A 16,540-nucleotide genomic window follows, 5' to 3' on the forward strand; every position below is an offset into this window, starting at 1 on the left:
GCGAGCGGGGGCGCCCGACGTTCGTGCGGTAGCGCCTGCGGCACGGTGGGCGCCGGCACAAGGCCGGGGTGACGACGGGGGGCGGCTGCCGCTGTTTGTCACCGCGCTCGCTGCTCTCTTTCTCACCGCCGCTCCGCTCGCCGCACAGCAATCCGCCGTCCCGCAGGCCGAGCTCGCCTGGAAGCAGCTACCCGACCCCGCCAAGGAGGCCGAGGCGCGCGAGTTGATGGAGGAATTGCGCTGCCTGGTCTGCCAGGGGCAATCGATCGCCGACAGCGATGCCGACATGGCGGGTGACATGCGCGCGTTGGTGCGCGAGCGGGTGGGGCAGGGCGAAAGCGCCGCCGACGTCCGCGCCTGGCTGATCGAGCGCTATGGCGATTATGTGAGCTACGACCCGCCGGTCAGCGGCGCGTCGGTGCCGCTGTGGATCGCGCCGATCGTGTTGCTGATCCTGGGCGCGGGGATTGCCGCGCGTAGCTTTCGGCGGCGTTCACGATGATGGGGCCGCGCTGATGGGCTGGCTAGCCCTCGTGTTGCTCGGCCTCGGCGCAGGGGGGGCATTGTGGTGGCTCGGCGCGCCGCGGATGCTGGCGACGCTGATGGCGGCGGCGCTGGTATTGGGCGCGACCGGCTATGCATTGCAGGGCAAGCCGATGCAGCCCGCCGCGCCGGTCGCGACCGGCGACCAGGGGCTGCGCGTCGATCCTGGGCTGATCGATTTCCGCGCGGCGATCCTGGGCGAGCGGCATCGTGGGGCGATGAGTCTTGCTGATGGCGCGATGGCGCGCGGCGACAAGGGCGAAGCGGTGCGGATCCTGATCGACGTGGTGCGCCGTGCGCCCGAGGATCCCGGCGCCTGGACTGCGCTCGGCACGATGCTGACGGTGCATGACGGGCAGCAATTGTCGCCCGCAGCGCGCTTCGCTTTTGCCCAGGCGGTGCGGCTCGATCCCAAGGCGCCGGGACCGCCCTTTTTCCTCGGCATCTCGCTGCTCAACGCGGGCGAGATCGATCCTGCGCGCACCGCCTGGGCGCAGGCGCTCGCGCTCACCCCCGCCAACGCCCCTTATCGCGGCGACATTGTCGAACGGCTCGCGGTGGTCGATCGCTTCCGCGCGATGATGCAGGGCGCCCCCACGCAGCCGCCAGCCCCGCGCTGACGCACGCGGGCGGCGCCGCTCAGCGAACGATCAGCCGCGTATACAGATGCCAGGTGGCGTAGCCGAGCCACGGTAACACGATCGCAAGCCCGACCCCGAACGGGATCGTTCCCAGTGCGAGCAGCGCCGCGACGCGCAGCCCCCAGCCGATCGTCTCGCTCGGATTGCGCCGCGCGGCAGCGACCGAGGTCGCGACCGCGCTCGCCGCCGACACCGGCTTGTCGACGACCATCGGGAACGCGACGAACGACAGGGTTATCGCCACCGCTGCGAAGCCAAGGCCGACCAGGTTGCCGATGACGATCATCGCCCAGCCCGAATCGGTGGTGAAGATGCGTCTGAACTCGCTGGCGCGCATCGGCCCGTCGGCGCCGAAGGTGAGGGTGTAGATCGCATAGGCTGCGATCAACCAGCCGATGAAGAGCCCCGCCAGCATCAGCGATAGCATCGCGATCGGGGTCCGGCTTCGGCCTTTCAGCGGATCGAGGAAATGCCACCAGTTCGAATCGACACCTTCCTCGCGCCGGCGCGCCAGTTCGTAGAAGCCCGAAGCGACTGCGGGACCGGCGATCGACAGCCCGGCGACCAGCGGGAAGAACAACGGAAACAGCGAATCGTTGAAGGTCACGAACGCCGCCAGCACGCAGATCACGGGGTAGATCAGCCCGATGAACAGCAGGTCGCCGCGCTTTGCGGTGAAGTCTCGCCACCCCTCCGCCAAGGCCCAATCGATATCCGCCTTGCCGATCCGCCGGACTTCGGCGATTTCGCTGGCGGAGGAAACGGGTTCGGACTGGATCGTGACGGCCATGGCGACTTCCTTTTGGTTGCTTCAGCTAGGTCGACTTCCTTCTTGGGGTGTTCGGTAGGTTGGACATGCTAGGTCGTGGCGAACGGCTTGGCAAAGATCAGAAGGGCAGGTTGCGAACCACGATCGCGCGGTTGAGCGCCGAGGCGAAGCTGACCCAGCCGAGATAGGGCAGGATGAACAGCGCGGCGGTGCGCGAGATCGGCCACAGCCCGATCAGCAGCGCCAGCACCGAACCCCACAGGAACACGACCTCGACCAGCGCCCAGTCGGGCCGCTTGGCCATAAAGAACAACGGGCTCCACGCCAGGAAGAACACGGCGTTCACCCCGAACAGGATCAGGATGTCGCGGCGTGCGGCCGCCCCGGGGGCGGCGTTCCACGCCATCACCGCCGCGGTGGCGGCGCAGGCTAGGATCAGCGTCCATGCCGGGCCGAACGCCCAATTGGGCGGCTGCCAGGCCGGCTTGGCCAATTCGCGATACCAGCTGCCGATCGGCGTGGTGGCGCCGCCAGCGATGCCCAGCAGCAACGCCCCGCCGCCGGCGATCCAGATCGGTGCCCAACTGCCCGTCATCATAATCGAGTGTCCATCTTGTGGAGTGTCCAACGCATGGTACACCTTCGCGATGCGTACACCCTTTCCTTTTTCGGCAATCGTCGGCCAGGACGAAATGAAACTGGCGCTGCTGATCGCGGCGGTCGACCCTCGCGTGGGCGGGGTGATGGTCTTCGGCGACCGCGGCACGGGCAAATCGACCGCGGTCCGCGCACTGGCGGCGCTGCTGCCGCCGATCTCCGCGGCGCGCGCGGGCTTCCAGATCGCCGACGCGCCGCCGCCCAAGGGCAAGGTGCCGGTGCCCTTTGTCGACCTGCCGCTGGGCGCGACCGAAGATCGCGTCGTCGGCGCGCTCGATCTCGAAGCGGCGCTAGGACGCGGCGAGAAGCGCTTTGAGCCCGGCCTGCTGGCGCGCGCCAATGGCGGGTTCCTGTATATCGACGAGATCAACCTGCTCGAGGATCACATCGTCGACCTGCTGCTCGACGTCGCGGCATCGGGCGAAAATCTGGTCGAGCGCGAGGGGTTGAGCGTTCGCCACGCCGCGCGCTTCGTGCTGATCGGCAGCGGCAACCCCGAGGAGGGGGAATTGCGGCCGCAATTGCTCGACCGGTTCGGGCTGTCGGTCGAGGTGCGGACCCCCAAGGGCATTCCCGAACGCGTCGAGATCCTCAAGCGCTGCGACGCGTTCGAGCGCGATCCGGGCGGGTTCGCCGAACATTGGGGGGTGTCGGAGAAGAAGACGCTCAAGCGAATCGCCAAGGGCCGCGATCTGGTCGGGGCGATCGAGGTGCCCGAGCCGGTGCTGACGCGCGCCGCCTTGCTGTGCGGCACCGTCGGCGCCGATGGCCTGCGCGGCGAGCTGACGCTGATGCGCGCCGCGCGCGCGCTGGCGGCGCTCGAGGGGCACAGGACCGTCGAGGCCACGCATCTCGATCGCGTCGCGCCTATGGCACTTCGGCACCGTCTGCGGCGCAACCCGCTCGACGATAGCGGATCGAACGCGCGGATCGAGCGCGCATTGGCCGAGCTCGCGGCATGACCGGGTCGGGCCAGAAAGCGCCCGACGTTTTTGCCGATGCGATGCTCGCGGTGCGGCTGTTGCGTATTGATCCGGGGCTGGGTGGGATAGTCCTGCGCGGCGACGGCGCAGCGCGGGACGCGGTGGTCGCGGCGCTCTGCGAAGGCACGGCGGTGCGGCGGGTGCCGCGCAATGTCGATCTCGATCGGCTGGTGGGCGGGCTCGATCTGGGGGCGACGCTCGCGGCGGGGCGGCCGATCGCGCAGCGCGGGCTGCTTGCCGAAGCCAATGGCGGGGTGCTGGTAATGCCCGGGGCCGAGCGCGCCGATGATATGGTGGTGAGCCAGCTTTGCGCGGCGATCGATGGCGGAATGGTGGTGGTCGAGCGCGACGGCGTCGCGCTGCGCGACGCTGCGCGGTTCGCGGTGGTCGCGCTCGACGACGGGATCGAGGACGAGCGGATCGCCACCGGACTGACCGAACGGCTGGCGTTTCGGTTCGATCTTTCTGGGATCGCGCCGCACGCGTTTCGGATCCCCGACGTCCCCCCGCACGGCGAGGTTGCGGTTGACGACGAGCAACTCCACGCGATCGCGGTGACTGCTTCTGCGCTGGGGGTTGAATCGGCGCGCGCGGCGCTGCTGACGCTGCGCGCGGCGAAGGCGATCGCGGCGCTGGGTGGGTGGGACGCGGTGTCCGATCTCGACATCGCCACCGCCGCGCGGCTGGTACTGGGGCCGCGCGCGACGCGGATGCCGGCTCCCGAAAGCGAAGCGCCGCCCGACAGCGAACCGCCGCCGCCGCCCGAAGACAATCCCGGTGACCGGGGCAATGGCGAAGTTCGCCGGCTCGACGACATGGTGCTCGAGGCGGCGCTGGCGAGCCTGCCGCGCGACGTGCTGGCGGCGATCGCGGCGGGGCCTGGGCGAGGGCCGATCAGCCGCGCGCGCGGCAAGGGGGCCAAGCGCAAATCGCCGACGCGCGGGCGGGCGATCGGGGTGCGCGCGGGGCTGCCGCGCGGCGGGCTGCGGTTGAGCCTGATCGATACGCTGCGCGCGGCGGCACCGTGGCAGCGGCTGCGTGGGCGCGACGATTCGCGGATTCGGGTGCGGCGCGACGACCTGCGTATCCGCCGGTTCGAGACGCGCGCCGAAGCGACGACGATCTTCGCGGTCGATGCCTCGGGCTCGTCGGCGGTGGCGCGGCTGGCCGAGGCGAAGGGTGCGGTCGAGCTGCTGCTTGCCGAGGCCTATGTGAAGCGCGCGCAGGTCGCCCTGGTGGCGTTTCGCGGCGAGGGGGCCGAGATACTGCTGCCGCCGACGCGCAGCCTTGCGCGGGCCAAGCGCGCGCTCGCCGAGCTGCCCGGTGGTGGCGGCACACCGATCGCGGCGGGGCTGGCGGCGGCGCACGACCTCGCGATCGCAGCGGCGGCCAAGGGGCGGACGCCGTTCGTGGTGGTGCTCAGCGACGGCCGCGCCAATATCGCGCTCGACGGCGGCACCGGCCGCGCGGCGGCGGCAGGCGATGCCGAAGCCGCGGCCAAGGCGATCGGCGAATCGGGGATCGCAGGCGCGTTCGTCGACATCTCGCAGCGTCCCCGGGCCGAGGGCGAGCGGCTGGCGGCGGCGATGGGGGCGCGCTACCTCGCCTTGCCGCGCGCCGATGCCGGCACGATGCACGTCGCGGTTCGCGCGGTGGCACCCAAATGACGCTGCGTTTCGAGGTCGAGGGCCGCGACTGGCCCAATCGCGCGGCGAGCCGGTTCGTCGCGGTCGGGCGAATCCGCTGGCATGTCCAGGTGATGGGGCAGGGCCCGGCGCTGCTGCTGCTTCACGGCACCGGCGCGGCGACGCATAGCTGGCGCGATGTCGCGCCACTGCTCGCGACCGACTTCACCGTGATCGCGCCCGATCTGCCGGGGCATGGTTTCACCAGCGGTCGCCCGATCGGCGGGCTGGCGATGCCCGCGATGGCGGGGGCGGTGGGCGACCTGCTCGACGCGATGGGCGAGCGGCCCGATATCGTCGTCGGCCATTCGGCAGGCGCGGCGATCGGGGTGCGGATGACGCTTGACGATCGGGTGGCGCCGCGCGCGATCGTCGGGCTCAACCCTGCGTTGCTGCCGTTTCCAGGGCTGGCAGCCAAGCTGTTCCCGACGCTCGCCAAGCTGTTGTTCGTCAATCCGTTCGCGCCGCATATCTTCGCGCAGATCGCGCGCGGATCGGGTGAGGTCGGGCGCTTTCTGGCGCGCAGCACCGGATCGACGATCGATGCCGCCGGGGTCGAATATTATGCCCGGCTGTTCCGCGATCCGGGGCATATCGGCGGCGCGATCGCGATGATGGCCGAATGGGACCTCGACAGCTTCGCCGCGCGGTTGCCTGAGCTTCGCGTGCCACTGCTGCTGATCCACGGCGATCGCGATGCGGCGATCCCGGCGAAGGCAGCAACCGATGCCGCGGCGCGGGTACCGGGCGCGGCGGTCGAAATCGTCGCGGGGGTCGGGCATCTGGCGCATGAGGAACGACCCGCCGACATCGCCGCGCGGATCCTGGCGTTCGCGCGCCAAGTCGAGGGGGTGCGATGAACTCGAATATCTACGGGCTGATCGATGCCGCGATCGTCGCGATCCCGGTGCTGGGCTTCGCGATCTGGCAATGGGTGTCGGTCAGCCGCGAGATCGACCGCGACAAGGCAGCCAAGCGAACGCGCGACAACTCAGAATAGCGCGCGCGGCATGCGGTAGGGGAGCATCGTCTGCACCACCGTCGACGCGAATCGGTCGAGCGACAGGCTTTCGTGCACCGCGAACGCATCCTCGCCGAACAGCCGCGTCTGGAGTCCCGATCGCGCATAGAAGGGCGCGTCGATCCAGGTCTTTCGCACCTTTGCCGCATGGCCGACATCGACGCGGGTACGCCGATCGACCAGCCAGCCCGAGCGCGGCAGCCGCTGCACCGGTGGCGCCTCGACATCGCGCCAGCGCCCCTGCCGGTCGCACAGCAACGCCAGGTCGAAGGGGCGACCGTCGCGGCGGATGCCCTCGTACAGCACCGCGACGTCGCGCCCGAGATGCGCGCGCGACCAGTGCCAGTCGCGAAAGCCGGTTTCGAGCGGCTCGTCGCCGAAGTTCGAATCGAAATAGCCATTGCCGGTCCAGCTGATGCCGGGGCGGTCCATTTCGACCTCGATCCGCGCGCGCGGCGCGATCGGGTGCCAGCGATGGCGCGCGGCGGGGTCGAGCGCGAAGGCGGTGTTGGCGATGAGTTCGGGATAGAGCTTCACCCGCCCGCGCACCGGGTAGGGGATCGGTGCCGAAATCTCGTTGATCTCGATCGTCAGGCAATCGCCGTCCCAGGCGATGCCGCTGGGGCCGACCGCGAAATGGTCGCGGTCGCGCGCCACATGCTTCGCGCCGCGCTCGGTCATCGCCCAGGCATTCGCGCGGGGGCCGCAAAGCGCGACGTTGATCGCGCAGTGATTGTCGGGCCGCTTGCGCCCCATGAGCTTGTAATAGGGAGAAAATACGCTGCCGATGAAGGCGATGATCGTCAGCCCGTGCCTGCCGTCATCGCTGGTCGCGTCGATATACCACCAGGCATAGCCCTGCGGCGAAACCACGACGTCGAAGCGCGGTCCGCTGCCAGGCAATCGACGGCAAGGCTGGCGGACAAGGCGGCCATCGGCAGGCCCGCGCCCGGATGGCAGCTCCCGCCCGCGCAATAGAGCCCAGGGATCCGCGTCCGGCTGCCCTGGCGCAGGAAGGACGCCGCCCACCCGTGCGAGGCCCGTCCATAAAGGGCTCCACCCGTCGACGGGCACAGCGCTTCGAAGTCGGTCGGGGTCAGCAACCGGGTCTCCCCAGCTGCCGAATCGAGCGAAAGCCCGGCTTGCGACAGTCGCCGATGCATCGCCTGGGTGCATGTTTCGATCTCCTGGGGGGTAAGCGGGTGGGTGTCGCCGGTGGGCGGAGCGTTGACGATGATCTGGAAGCGTTCGGGCCCGGCGGGGGCGTGGCCGGCGTCGTTGCGATCCTGCGCGCAGACGTAGACACTGGGATCGGCGGCGAGCCGACTGGCGGCGAGCGATCGGAACTCAGCGGGGTAATCGGGCGAGAAGAGGACGTTGTGGCGTGCGAGCGGAAAGCCCGATGGCTTGGCCTTCGCCAGCCACACCATCGCGCCGAGCGAGCGATGCTTGGGCGGATAGGCGGCGACTGCGCGGCGCGCGTCCTCGCCGAAGCGCCCCTCGGCGATCGCGGCGGGGTCGGCGTTGCACAGCACCGAAGCTGCGGCGATATGCTCGCCCGATGCCAGCGTGACCCCCGACGCCCGACCGCGTTCGATCGTGATGTCGGATACCGGCGCGCCATAGCGGAAGCGCGCGCCATTGGCCTTGGCTAGCGCTTCGAGCGCCAGCGCGAGCCGGTGCATCCCGCCCTCGATCATCCACACCCCGCGTGCCTCGACATGCGCGACCAGCATCAGCGTGGCGGGGCAGGCGAAGGGCGACGATCCGCAATAGGTGGCATAGCGGCCGAACAATTGGCGCAGCCGCGGATCGGCGAAATGCCCCCCTAGCGCGCTCCAGAGCGATTCATAGGGGCGCAGCGCAAAGGCGTCGGCGGGGCGGCGCATCGCGAGCCGCGCGGTGAGCGTCAGCGGGTCCGATCGCGTGCGGCGCATGAAGGCGGGGTCGAGCGCATCGAAGATCCGCGCCGATTCGGTGCGGAAGGCGCGATAGCCGCGCGCCGCCGTGGCACCTGCGAAGTCGCCGATCCCGGCTTCGCTGCGCGCGGGGTCGGCGAACAGATCGAGCCGGTCGTCGCCCCAGGCGTGGCGCGCGAGCACCGTCGCGGGGCGCAAGGTCAGGTGATCCTCGATCGCGCTGCCGCACGCCGCGAAGATATCGGCGAAGACCTCGCGCAGTGTGAAGACCGTCGGGCCCGCATCGATCGCGTCACCCGCGACGTCGATCGCGCGCAGCTTGCCCCCGGGACCCGGCTGCGCCTCGACCACCGTCACCGCATGGCCCCGCGCGCCGAGCAAGGCGGCGGCGACCAAGCCACCGATGCCGGCACCGATGATGACCATGTGATCGCGGGGCATGTCGTCCGCCTCTCCCTGGCTGTTGACGCCACCCTAACAGCTGTCCAGAACAATGGACATATGGATTGTCCGAAATGAAAGACGGTTGGCGCGAGGGCTTTATCGCCCGGCGCAACCGCGTGCTGGCGAGCCCACGATTCCAGCGCTTCGCGGCGCGATCCTGGCTCACCCGACGGGTCGCGCGCGGCAAGGCGAGCGCCTTGTTCGATCTGGTCGCAGGGTTCGTCTATTCGCAGACTCTGTCGGCGTTTCTCGAGGCCGGGATGCTCGATCGCCTAGCGGCGGGACCGGTATCGCTCGACGCATTGGCGGCGCGCGCTGACCTGCCGGCCGAGGCCACTGCGCGCCTGCTCCGCGCCGCCGCGACGCTCGATCTGGTCGAGCCGCTGGCGGGCGATCGATGGGTATTAGGCGGCGCGGGAGCGGCGTTGCTCGGGAATCGCGGGATCGTCGAAATGGTTGCGCATCATCGGCTGCTCTATGCCGATCTCGCCGACCCGCTGGCGCTGCTGCGCAAGGGCGGCGGCGGGGCGCTCGGCGGCTACTGGCATTATGCCGGCGCTTCGGGCGAGGGGGATGCTGCCGAGGTTGCGGGCTATTCGGCGCTGATGGCAGCGTCGCAGCCGCTGGTCGCCGATCAAGTGATCGATTCCTACCGATTCGCGGAGCACCGCCGCATCCTCGATGTCGGTGGCGGCGAGGGGGCGTTCGCGCTCCAGTTGGCGCGGCGGGTGGCGGGGCCGGCGCTGGCGATGTTCGACCTGCCTGCGGTGGCGGCGCGCGCCACCGCCCGCTTCGAGGCGGCGGGCGTGGCCGATCGGATCGCGGCGCATGGCGGCGACTTCATCGCCGGGCCGCTGCCGAACGGGCATGACTGCATCACCCTGATTCGCATCCTGCACGACCATGACGACGCGCCAGCGCTGCAATTGCTGCGCAACATTCACGCAGCGCTTCCCCCTGGCGGGGTGCTGGTGATCGGCGAACCGATGGCCGATGCGCCGGGCGCCAAGCGGATGGGGGATGCCTATTTCGGCTGGTATCTGCTGGCGATGGGGTCGGGGCGCCCGCGGACCGCGGCGGAGATCATATCTATGGCAAAAACCGCGGGATTCTTGGCCGCGCGATCAGTTTCGACCGCGCTGCCGCTGACCACGGGCATGGTTGTCGCGCGGCGCTGACACGAAAAGCGTCAAGAAGAATTGACATTAATCAGTGTCCAGATAGAGTGACCCTTATGCAGTGAGGATCCCACCGGGGTCCCGGCGAAGCAAAGGGGAGCGCGCGATGAAGGCGCTGGCAGTGATATTGGAGGCGCCCGAAAGCCTCTCATTGCGCCCGGTTTCGCTGTTGCCGATGGGGCATGGCGACCTCACCGTCGAAATCGCCTGGAGCGGGGTCAGCACCGGTACCGAGAAATTGCTGTGGACGGGGCGGATGCCGCCTTTCCCGGGTCTCGGTTACCCCTTGGTGCCGGGCTATGAGTCGGTCGGCCGGGTGATCGATGCCGGGCGCGACGTTCGCGGCCGGATCGGCGAATGGGTCTTCGTCCCCGGCGCGACTTGCTATGCCGATGCGCGCGGCCTGTTCGGCGGCAGCGCGCGGCGGGTCATCCTTCCCTCGGCGCGCGCGATGCCCGTCGCCGAATCGCTCGGTCGCAACGGCACCTTGCTGGCGCTCGCCGCCACCGCGCATCATGTCGTCGTCGGCGGCAACGCCCCCGACCTGATCGTCGGGCACGGCGTGCTCGGTCGACTGATCGCGCGGATTGCCATCGCGCTCGCTGCCGATGCTCCCACGGTGTGGGAGGTCAATCCCGATCGCCGCGATGCCGATGACTATAAGGTGATCGATCCCGCCGCCGACGAGCGCCGCGACTATCGCGTGATTTGCGACGCTAGTGGCGAGGGCGAACTGCTCGATTCGCTGATCGGCCGGCTAGGCCGCGGCGGTGAGATCGTGCTGGCGGGCTTCTACGACCGGCTGTCCTTTGCTTTCCCCAGCGCCTTTATGCGCGAAGCACGGCTGCGGATCTCGGCCGAGTTCAAGCCCGCCGACGTTACCGCGGTCACCGAATTGATCGAGGCGGGGCTGCTCTCGCTCGACGGGCTGATCAGCCATGTCGAGCCGGCCGCGCGCGCCGCCGAAGCCTATCCAATCGCTTTCACCGATCCCGCGTGCCGCAAGATGGTGCTCGACTGGAGTGCGTTATGACCATGTTCGATGTTGGCGTGTTGCGCGAAGAAGCAAGCCATGAGCCCGATCCCGTTCCAACGGGGCCGGTGACCAAGGAAACGCAGATCATCGCGATCTATGGCAAGGGCGGATCGGGCAAGTCGTTCGCATTGGCCAACCTAAGCTATATGATGGCGCAGCAGGGCAAGCGCGTGCTGCTGATCGGCTGCGATCCCAAATCGGACACGACAAGCCTGTTGTTCGGCGGCAAATCGACCCCGACGATCATCGAGACGTCGAGCGCCAAGAAGCTGGCGGGCGAGGAAATCGGCATCGAGGATGTCTGTTTCCAGCGCGACGGCGTGTTCGCGATGGAATTGGGCGGCCCCGAGGTCGGGCGCGGTTGCGGCGGGCGCGGGATCATCCACGGGTTCGAAACGCTCGAGAAGCTGGGCTTCCATGAATGGGGCTTTGATTACGTCCTGCTCGATTTCCTGGGTGACGTGGTGTGCGGGGGCTTTGGCCTGCCGATCGCGCGCGACATGTGCCAAAAGGTGATCGTCGTCGCGTCGAACGACCTGCAGTCGCTCTATGTCGCCAACAACGTCTGCAAGGCAGTCGAATATTTCCGCAAGATGGGCGGCAATGTCGGCGTCGCGGGCATGATCATCAACAAGGATGACGGCACCGGCGAGGCGCAGGCGTTCGCCGAGGCGATCGGTATCCCCACGCTGTGCTCGATCCCCGCGAACGAGGACATTCGCCGCAAATCGGCGAATTATCAGATCATCGGCACGCCCGAGAGCGAATGGGGTTCGCTGTTCGCCGATCTCGCCGCCAACGTCGCAAGCGCCCCGCCGGTCCAGCCGCGCCCGCTCGACCAGGACGGGCTGCTGGGGCTGTTCAAGCCCGAGGATACCGGGGGCAACTATACGCTGAGGCCCGCGACGCAGGCCGATATGCGGGGCAAGCCGTTCGTGACCAAGCCGAGCCTTGAGGTCGTGTACGATGCGGTCTGACGTGGCCCTTCCCCCGGTCACTCCCGTTGCGGGAGGCGACGCCAGAAGCCGCGACCGTATCGTGGTTGCCGAGGGCGGCTGCGCTTCGGGCGAAACGCTTCGGGCGGCTGCGATCGGTGCGGGCAAGTCCGACATTCTCGATCGCTATGCCGCCGATTATCCGGTCGATCGCAGCGCCGGCCCGCACGACCAGCCGCAGTCGATGTGCCCGGCCTTTGGCTCGCTTCGCGTTGGGCTTCGGATGCGGCGTACCGCGACGATCCTGTCGGGCTCTGCGTGCTGCGTCTATGGCCTGACCTTCACCAGCCATTTCTATGGGGCAAAGCGCAGCGTCGGCTATGTGCCGTTCAGTTCCGAAACGCTCGTCACCGGCAAGCTGTTCGAGGATATTCGCGACGCGGTGCACCAGCTCGCCGATCCGGCGCTGTACGACACGATTGTCGTCACCAATTTGTGCGTGCCCACCGCCAGCGGCGTGCCGCTGCAATTGCTGCCCGATGCCATCAACGGCGTCCGGGTGATCGGCATCGACGTGCCGGGGTTCGGCGTACCGACGCATGCCGAGGCCAAGGACGTGCTCGCCGGTGCGATGCTCAATTATGCGCGCAAGGAGGCCGAGGCCGGCCCCGTCGCGGCGCCGCGCGACCGCGCCGCCAAGCCGACGATCACGTTGCTGGGCGAAATGTTTCCCGCCGACCCGCCGGGGATTGGCCAGATGCTCGAGCCGTTGGGGCTTGCCGCCGGGCCGGTGGTGCCGACGCGCGAATGGCGCGAGCTCTATTCGGCGCTCGATTGCGCGGCGGTCGCGGCGATCCATCCCTTCTACACCGCCAGCGTTCGCGAGTTCGAAGCTGCCGGGCGGCAGGTAGTCGGTTCGGCCCCGGTGGGCGCCGAAGGGACGGCGGCGTGGCTCGACGCGATCGGGCAGGCCTGCGGTATCGCGCAAACCAGGGTGGATGAGGCAAAGAACCGCTTCGTCCCCGCCATCCGCGCCGCGCTCGCCGCCCGACCCATTAAAGGCCGGATCACGGTTTCGGGCTATGAAGGCTCCGAGTTGCTGGTTGCGCGGCTGCTGATCGAAAGCGGCGCGGATGTGCCCTATGTCGGCACCGCCTGCCCGCGCACGCGCTGGTCCGATCCCGATCGCGAATGGCTCGAAGCCAAGGGCGTCCGAATCCAGTTCCGCGCGAGCCTGGAGCAGGACATTGCGGCGGTGCATGAATTCGGCCCCGATCTGGCGATCGGTACGACTCCTGTGGTCCAGCACGCCAAGTCGCTGTCGATCCCGTCGCTGTATTTCACCAACCTCATCTCGGCGCGGCCGCTGATGGGGCCGGCGGGGGCGGGGAGCCTAGCGCTGGTGGTCAACGCCGCGATCGCCAATCGCGACCGGTTCGAACGGATGACCGCTTTCTTCGAAGGCGTCGGCGAGGGGTCGAGCGCGGGGGTGTGGGAGACCACGCCGGTCGATCGCCCCGACTTCAAGGCAAAGTTCGCCGCGCGCAGGATCGCGGCGGCGAAGGCTGCCGAGGCGGTGGGCGTATGAGCATCTCCGTCGCCCACACCGCCATCAGCCGTCACCCCAGCGAAGGCTGGGGTCCCTCGCGAACGCCAGCGAACGGCTTGCGGCGCGAGACCCCAGCTTTCGCTGGGGTGACGATAATTGTCGAGGCGCACCCGTGACGCTCATCATCGATCATGATCGCGCGGGCGGTTATTGGGGCGCGGTCTATGCCTTTACCGCGATCAAGGGGCTGCAGGTCATCATCGACGGCCCCGTAGGCTGCGAGAATCTGCCGGTTACCTCGGTATTGCATTATACCGACGCGCTGCCGCCGCATGAATTGCCGATCACCGTCACCGGCCTGTCCGAACAGGAACTAGGCCGCGACGGCACCGAAGGCGCGATGCGGCGGGCGTGGAAGACGCTCGATCCCGATCTGCCGGCCGTGGTGGTGACCGGGTCGATCGCCGAGATGATCGGCGGTGGGGTGACGCCTGAGGGCACCAACATCGTCCGTTTCTTGCCGCGCACCATCGACGAGGATCAATGGCAGGCCGCCGATCGTGCGCTGACCTGGCTGTGGACCCAGTTCGGCCCGAAAAAAGTGCCGCCCGCCCGCCGTAAAGAGGGCGCACGGCCCAAGGTCAACATCATCGGGCCGATGTACGGCACATTCAACATGCCCTCTGACCTCGCCGAAATCCGGCGACTGATCGAAGGGATCGGGGCCGATGTCGGCATGGCGTTTCCGCTGGGCAGCCATCTTGCCGATGTCCGCCGGCTGGCCGAGGCCGAAGTAAATGTCTGCATGTACCGCGAATTCGGTCGCGGGCTGTGCGAGACGCTCGAACGCCCGTTCCTGCAAGCGCCGATCGGGCTGGAAAGCACCACCTTGTTCCTGCGCAAGCTGGGCGAGTTGCTGGGGCTAGACCCCGAACCGTTCATCGAGCGCGAAAAGCATACGACGATCAAGCCGCTTTGGGATTTGTGGCGGTCGGTGACTCAGGATTTCTTCGGCACCGCCAGCTTCGGCATCGTCGCAACCGACACTTACGCGCGAGGGATCCGGAATTTCCTGGAAGGTGACATGGGGCTGCCCTGCACCTTCGCTTACTCGCGCGGCGCCGGGGTGAAGCCCGACAATCATGCGATCAAGGATTCGATCCGCGACAACCCACCGCTGATCCTGTTCGGCAGCTTCAACGAGCGGATGTACATGGCCGAGGCGGGGTCGCGCGCGATGTATGTTCCTGCCAGCTTCCCCGGCGCGGTGATCCGCCGCCACACCGGCACGCCCTTCATGGGCTATGCCGGGGCGACCTATCTCGTCCAGGAAGTATGCAACGCGCTTTTCGACGCGCTCTTCCACATCCTGCCGCTCGCCGGTCAGCTCGACGCGGTCGAGCCGACTCCCGCGCGCGACCAGGGCGAGATCGGCTGGGACGACGCCGCCAAGGCCGGGCTCGACGCCGCGGTCGAGCGCGAGCCGGTGCTGGTGCGCATCTCCGCCGCCAAGCGCATCCGCGACGCCGCCGAGCGCGCCGCGCGCCGCGCGGGCGAAAGCCGCGTCACCGAACACCGGCTGGCCGACGCGCTGACGCAGGGGCAGCGCCCATGACCGCTATCACCGATTTCCGCGCCTCCCCGATGGGGATCCACGCGGCAACGCAATCGCAGCCGGGCGTTCCCGACCGCGATACCGCCTGGGAGCTAGTTCCGGGCTCCCGTCCTTGTCGGGAAACATGGAGACGACAGACATGAGTGACATCAGAGACGAAAGGATGGGGCCAGGAACCTACCTGACCCCCGAAGAGGCAAAGGAGTTCCACAAACTCTTCATGGCCAGCTTCATCGGCTTCACCATCGTTGCGATCATCGCGCATTTCCTGGTGTGGAGCTGGCGGCCATGGCTGCCTGGTCCCGAGGGCTATGCCGCGCTGAACGACGGCGTCGCAGTGGCGCAAGCCACGTTTTCCGCCCTCTTGGCATAAGGAGCAGCCACCATGTGGAGAACCTGGCTGATCTTCGATCCGCGGCGCACGCTCGTCGCGTTGTTCATCTTCCTGTTCGTGCTCGCAATCTTGATTCACTTCATCTTGCTCAGCACCGACCGGTTCAACTGGCTTGACGGCCCCAAGACGACACCGGCGTCGATGACGGCGCCGGCGGCGACGGCGCCCCCGGGCACCTGAAGCCGAAGAACCCGCGTGCCGATCGGCGCGCGGGACAGGGCAGGCGAGGGCGCGACCATCGGGGCCGCGGCCTTGCCACCCACCGATTTACTGCAACCGCAACGACGCCGGGCACCTCGCCCGCGCGCGGGAGGGATGGCTCATGGCGCTGCTTAGTTTCGAGCGGAAATACCGCGTGCGCGGGGGGACGTTGCTGGGCGGCGACCTGTTCGACTTCTGGGTCGGGCCATTTTATGTCGGCTTCTTCGGGGTGACGACCGCGTTCTTCGCGGCGCTCGGCACCGCGTTGATCCTGTACGATGCATCGCTCGGGCCGACGTGGAACCCGTGGCTGATCTCGATCGAGCCGCCCGACCTGAGTTACGGGTTGGCGCTGGCGCCGCTACGCGAGGGCGGGTTTTGGCAGATCATCACGATCTGCGCGATCGGCGCGTTCGTCTCATGGGCGCTGCGCGAGGTCGAAATCTGCCGCAAGCTCGGCATCGGCTATCACATCCCCGTTGCGTTCGGGGTCGCGATCTTCGCCTATATCAGCCTGGTGGTGATCCGCCCGATCTGGCTCGGCGCCTGGGGACATGGCTTCCCGTACGGCATCTTCAGCCATCTCGATTGGGTGTCGAACACCGGCTACCAGTATCTCCATTTCCACTACAATCCGGCGCACATGCTCGCGGTGAGCTTCTTCTTCACCACGACGCTGGCGCTGTCGCTGCACGGCGCGTTGGTGCTGTCGGCGGTGAACCCGGCGCGCAATCGCGACGGGTCGTTGGGCGAGGTCAAGACGCCCGAATATGAGGACAGCTTCTTCCGCGATACGATCGGCTATTCGGTCGGTACGCTGGGGATCCACCGCGTCGGGCTGTTCCTGGCATTGTCGGCCGGCTTCTGGAGCGCGGTCTGCATCATCATCTCGGGGCCGCTATGGACACGCGGCTGGCCCGAATGGTGGACGTGGTGGCTCGACCTGCCGATCTGGAGCTGAGGGGAAACG

The 16,540-nt window shown here is 68.3% G+C and carries 18 protein-coding genes; 14 read left to right on the forward strand and 4 right to left on the reverse strand.

The genetic code is table 11. The annotated features are described in order from the left end of the window. Positions 1-91 precede the first annotated feature (91 nt). Both OKW76_RS00085 and OKW76_RS00090 read left to right on the forward strand, forming a co-directional pair. Positions 92-502 (forward strand): cytochrome c-type biogenesis protein, encoded by a 411-nt coding sequence (locus OKW76_RS00085; protein WP_265553052.1) that lies wholly within the window; start codon positions 92-94, stop codon positions 500-502. Between the two features lie 13 nt (positions 503-515). After that, on the forward strand, positions 516-1,163 hold the full coding sequence (locus OKW76_RS00090; RefSeq protein WP_265550047.1) for a tetratricopeptide repeat protein: 648 nt from the start codon (positions 516-518) through the stop codon (positions 1,161-1,163). Between the two features lie 19 nt (positions 1,164-1,182). On the opposite strand, the gene OKW76_RS00095 is transcribed toward OKW76_RS00090, so the two are convergent. Beyond that, positions 1,183-1,974 carry a DUF2189 domain-containing protein gene (locus OKW76_RS00095; protein WP_265550049.1) on the reverse strand — a complete coding sequence of 264 codons (792 nt, stop codon included), beginning with the start codon at positions 1,972-1,974 and terminating at the stop codon, positions 1,183-1,185. Positions 1,975-2,071: 97 nt separating this feature from the next. Next, a complete protein-coding gene (locus tag OKW76_RS00100) occupies positions 2,072-2,551 on the reverse strand; it encodes a TspO/MBR family protein (RefSeq protein ID WP_322740101.1) in 480 nt (159 codons plus the stop codon). A 49-nt stretch (positions 2,552-2,600) separates the two neighbouring features. On the opposite strand from OKW76_RS00100, the gene OKW76_RS00105 reads away from it, so the two are divergent. From OKW76_RS00105 to OKW76_RS00120, 4 genes are read left to right on the forward strand one after another with little or no spacing between them, the layout of a single operon-like run. Further along, on the forward strand, positions 2,601-3,572 hold the full coding sequence (locus OKW76_RS00105; protein WP_265550051.1) for an ATP-binding protein: 972 nt from the start codon (positions 2,601-2,603) through the stop codon (positions 3,570-3,572). Beyond that, the gene (locus OKW76_RS00110; protein ID WP_265550054.1) at positions 3,569-5,260 is read left to right on the forward strand and encodes a magnesium chelatase subunit D; all 1,692 of its coding nucleotides are present in this window, start codon (positions 3,569-3,571) and stop codon (positions 5,258-5,260) included. Before OKW76_RS00105 ends, OKW76_RS00110 begins: the two co-directional genes overlap by 4 nt. Then, positions 5,257-6,138, forward strand: a complete 882-nt coding sequence (bchO, locus tag OKW76_RS00115) for an alpha/beta fold hydrolase BchO (RefSeq protein ID WP_265550056.1) — start codon at positions 5,257-5,259, stop codon at positions 6,136-6,138. Before OKW76_RS00110 ends, bchO begins: the two co-directional genes overlap by 4 nt. Beyond that, the gene (locus OKW76_RS00120) at positions 6,135-6,278 is read left to right on the forward strand and encodes a hypothetical protein (protein WP_265550058.1); all 144 of its coding nucleotides are present in this window, start codon (positions 6,135-6,137) and stop codon (positions 6,276-6,278) included. The genes bchO and OKW76_RS00120 overlap by 4 nt, the downstream gene beginning before the upstream one ends. On the opposite strand, the gene OKW76_RS00125 is transcribed toward OKW76_RS00120, so the two are convergent. Both OKW76_RS00125 and crtD read right to left on the reverse strand, forming a co-directional pair. Further along, positions 6,270-7,172, reverse strand: a complete 903-nt coding sequence (locus OKW76_RS00125; protein WP_265550060.1) for a hydratase — start codon at positions 7,170-7,172, stop codon at positions 6,270-6,272. The genes OKW76_RS00120 and OKW76_RS00125 overlap by 9 nt on opposite strands. Next, positions 7,103-8,659, reverse strand: coding sequence for a 1-hydroxycarotenoid 3,4-desaturase CrtD (crtD, locus tag OKW76_RS00130; protein WP_265550061.1), 1,557 nt, complete (start codon positions 8,657-8,659; stop codon positions 7,103-7,105). The genes OKW76_RS00125 and crtD overlap by 70 nt, the downstream gene beginning before the upstream one ends. Positions 8,660-8,733: 74 nt before the next feature. Here crtD and OKW76_RS00135 point away from each other — a divergent pair, with 74 nt between their 5' ends. The 8 genes from OKW76_RS00135 (at position 8,734) to pufL (ending at position 16,531) form a co-directional block, all read left to right on the forward strand. Continuing rightward, a complete protein-coding gene (locus OKW76_RS00135; protein ID WP_265550062.1) occupies positions 8,734-9,840 on the forward strand; it encodes a methyltransferase in 1,107 nt (368 codons plus the stop codon). Between the two features lie 106 nt (positions 9,841-9,946). Continuing rightward, positions 9,947-10,873: a chlorophyll synthesis pathway protein BchC gene (gene bchC, locus OKW76_RS00140; protein ID WP_265550063.1), complete on the forward strand. Its 927-nt coding sequence runs from the start codon at positions 9,947-9,949 to the stop codon at positions 10,871-10,873. Beyond that, positions 10,870-11,853, forward strand: a complete 984-nt coding sequence (locus OKW76_RS00145) for a chlorophyllide a reductase iron protein subunit X (RefSeq protein ID WP_256506897.1) — start codon at positions 10,870-10,872, stop codon at positions 11,851-11,853. The genes bchC and OKW76_RS00145 overlap by 4 nt, the downstream gene beginning before the upstream one ends. A gap of 61 nt (positions 11,854-11,914) precedes the next feature. Then, positions 11,915-13,399 carry a chlorophyllide a reductase subunit Y gene (gene bchY / locus OKW76_RS00150; RefSeq protein ID WP_265553055.1) on the forward strand — a complete coding sequence of 495 codons (1,485 nt, stop codon included), beginning with the start codon at positions 11,915-11,917 and terminating at the stop codon, positions 13,397-13,399. 133 nt (positions 13,400-13,532) lie between these two features. Further along, positions 13,533-14,975 carry a chlorophyllide a reductase subunit Z gene (gene bchZ, locus OKW76_RS00155; protein WP_265550065.1) on the forward strand — a complete coding sequence of 481 codons (1,443 nt, stop codon included), beginning with the start codon at positions 13,533-13,535 and terminating at the stop codon, positions 14,973-14,975. Between the two features lie 139 nt (positions 14,976-15,114). Next, positions 15,115-15,348, forward strand: a complete 234-nt coding sequence (pufB, locus tag OKW76_RS00160; RefSeq protein WP_256506900.1) for a light-harvesting antenna LH1, beta subunit — start codon at positions 15,115-15,117, stop codon at positions 15,346-15,348. A 12-nt stretch (positions 15,349-15,360) separates the two neighbouring features. After that, positions 15,361-15,549 carry a light-harvesting antenna LH1, alpha subunit gene (pufA, locus tag OKW76_RS00165; protein ID WP_256506901.1) on the forward strand — a complete coding sequence of 63 codons (189 nt, stop codon included), beginning with the start codon at positions 15,361-15,363 and terminating at the stop codon, positions 15,547-15,549. A 142-nt stretch (positions 15,550-15,691) separates the two neighbouring features. Beyond that, positions 15,692-16,531: a photosynthetic reaction center subunit L gene (gene pufL, locus OKW76_RS00170; protein WP_265550068.1), complete on the forward strand. Its 840-nt coding sequence runs from the start codon at positions 15,692-15,694 to the stop codon at positions 16,529-16,531. Positions 16,532-16,540: the final 9 nt, after the last annotated feature.

Origin of the sequence: Sphingomonas sp. S1-29, assembly GCF_026167545.1 — a bacterium.
GTDB lineage: Bacteria > Pseudomonadota > Alphaproteobacteria > Sphingomonadales > Sphingomonadaceae > Sphingomonas.

Bases quoted from the DNA above. Each gene is read 5' to 3' on its own strand.
- OKW76_RS00090 (WP_265550047.1), top strand. From the start codon at position 516: ATGGGCTGGCTAGCCCTCGTGTTGCTCGGCCTCGGCGCAGGGGGGGCA.
- OKW76_RS00095 (WP_265550049.1), bottom strand. From the start codon at position 1,974: ATGGCCGTCACGATCCAGTCCGAACCCGTTTCCTCCGCCAGCGAAATC.
- OKW76_RS00100 (WP_322740101.1), bottom strand. From the start codon at position 2,551: ATGATGACGGGCAGTTGGGCACCGATCTGGATCGCCGGCGGCGGGGCG.
- OKW76_RS00105 (WP_265550051.1), top strand. From the start codon at position 2,601: ATGCGTACACCCTTTCCTTTTTCGGCAATCGTCGGCCAGGACGAAATG.
- OKW76_RS00110 (WP_265550054.1), top strand. From the start codon at position 3,569: ATGACCGGGTCGGGCCAGAAAGCGCCCGACGTTTTTGCCGATGCGATG.
- bchO (WP_265550056.1), top strand. From the start codon at position 5,257: ATGACGCTGCGTTTCGAGGTCGAGGGCCGCGACTGGCCCAATCGCGCG.
- OKW76_RS00120 (WP_265550058.1), top strand. From the start codon at position 6,135: ATGAACTCGAATATCTACGGGCTGATCGATGCCGCGATCGTCGCGATC.
- crtD (WP_265550061.1), bottom strand. From the start codon at position 8,659: ATGCCCCGCGATCACATGGTCATCATCGGTGCCGGCATCGGTGGCTTG.
- OKW76_RS00135 (WP_265550062.1), top strand. From the start codon at position 8,734: ATGAAAGACGGTTGGCGCGAGGGCTTTATCGCCCGGCGCAACCGCGTG.
- bchC (WP_265550063.1), top strand. From the start codon at position 9,947: ATGAAGGCGCTGGCAGTGATATTGGAGGCGCCCGAAAGCCTCTCATTG.
- OKW76_RS00145 (WP_256506897.1), top strand. From the start codon at position 10,870: ATGACCATGTTCGATGTTGGCGTGTTGCGCGAAGAAGCAAGCCATGAG.
- pufB (WP_256506900.1), top strand. From the start codon at position 15,115: ATGAGTGACATCAGAGACGAAAGGATGGGGCCAGGAACCTACCTGACC.
- pufA (WP_256506901.1), top strand. From the start codon at position 15,361: ATGTGGAGAACCTGGCTGATCTTCGATCCGCGGCGCACGCTCGTCGCG.
- pufL (WP_265550068.1), top strand. From the start codon at position 15,692: ATGGCGCTGCTTAGTTTCGAGCGGAAATACCGCGTGCGCGGGGGGACG.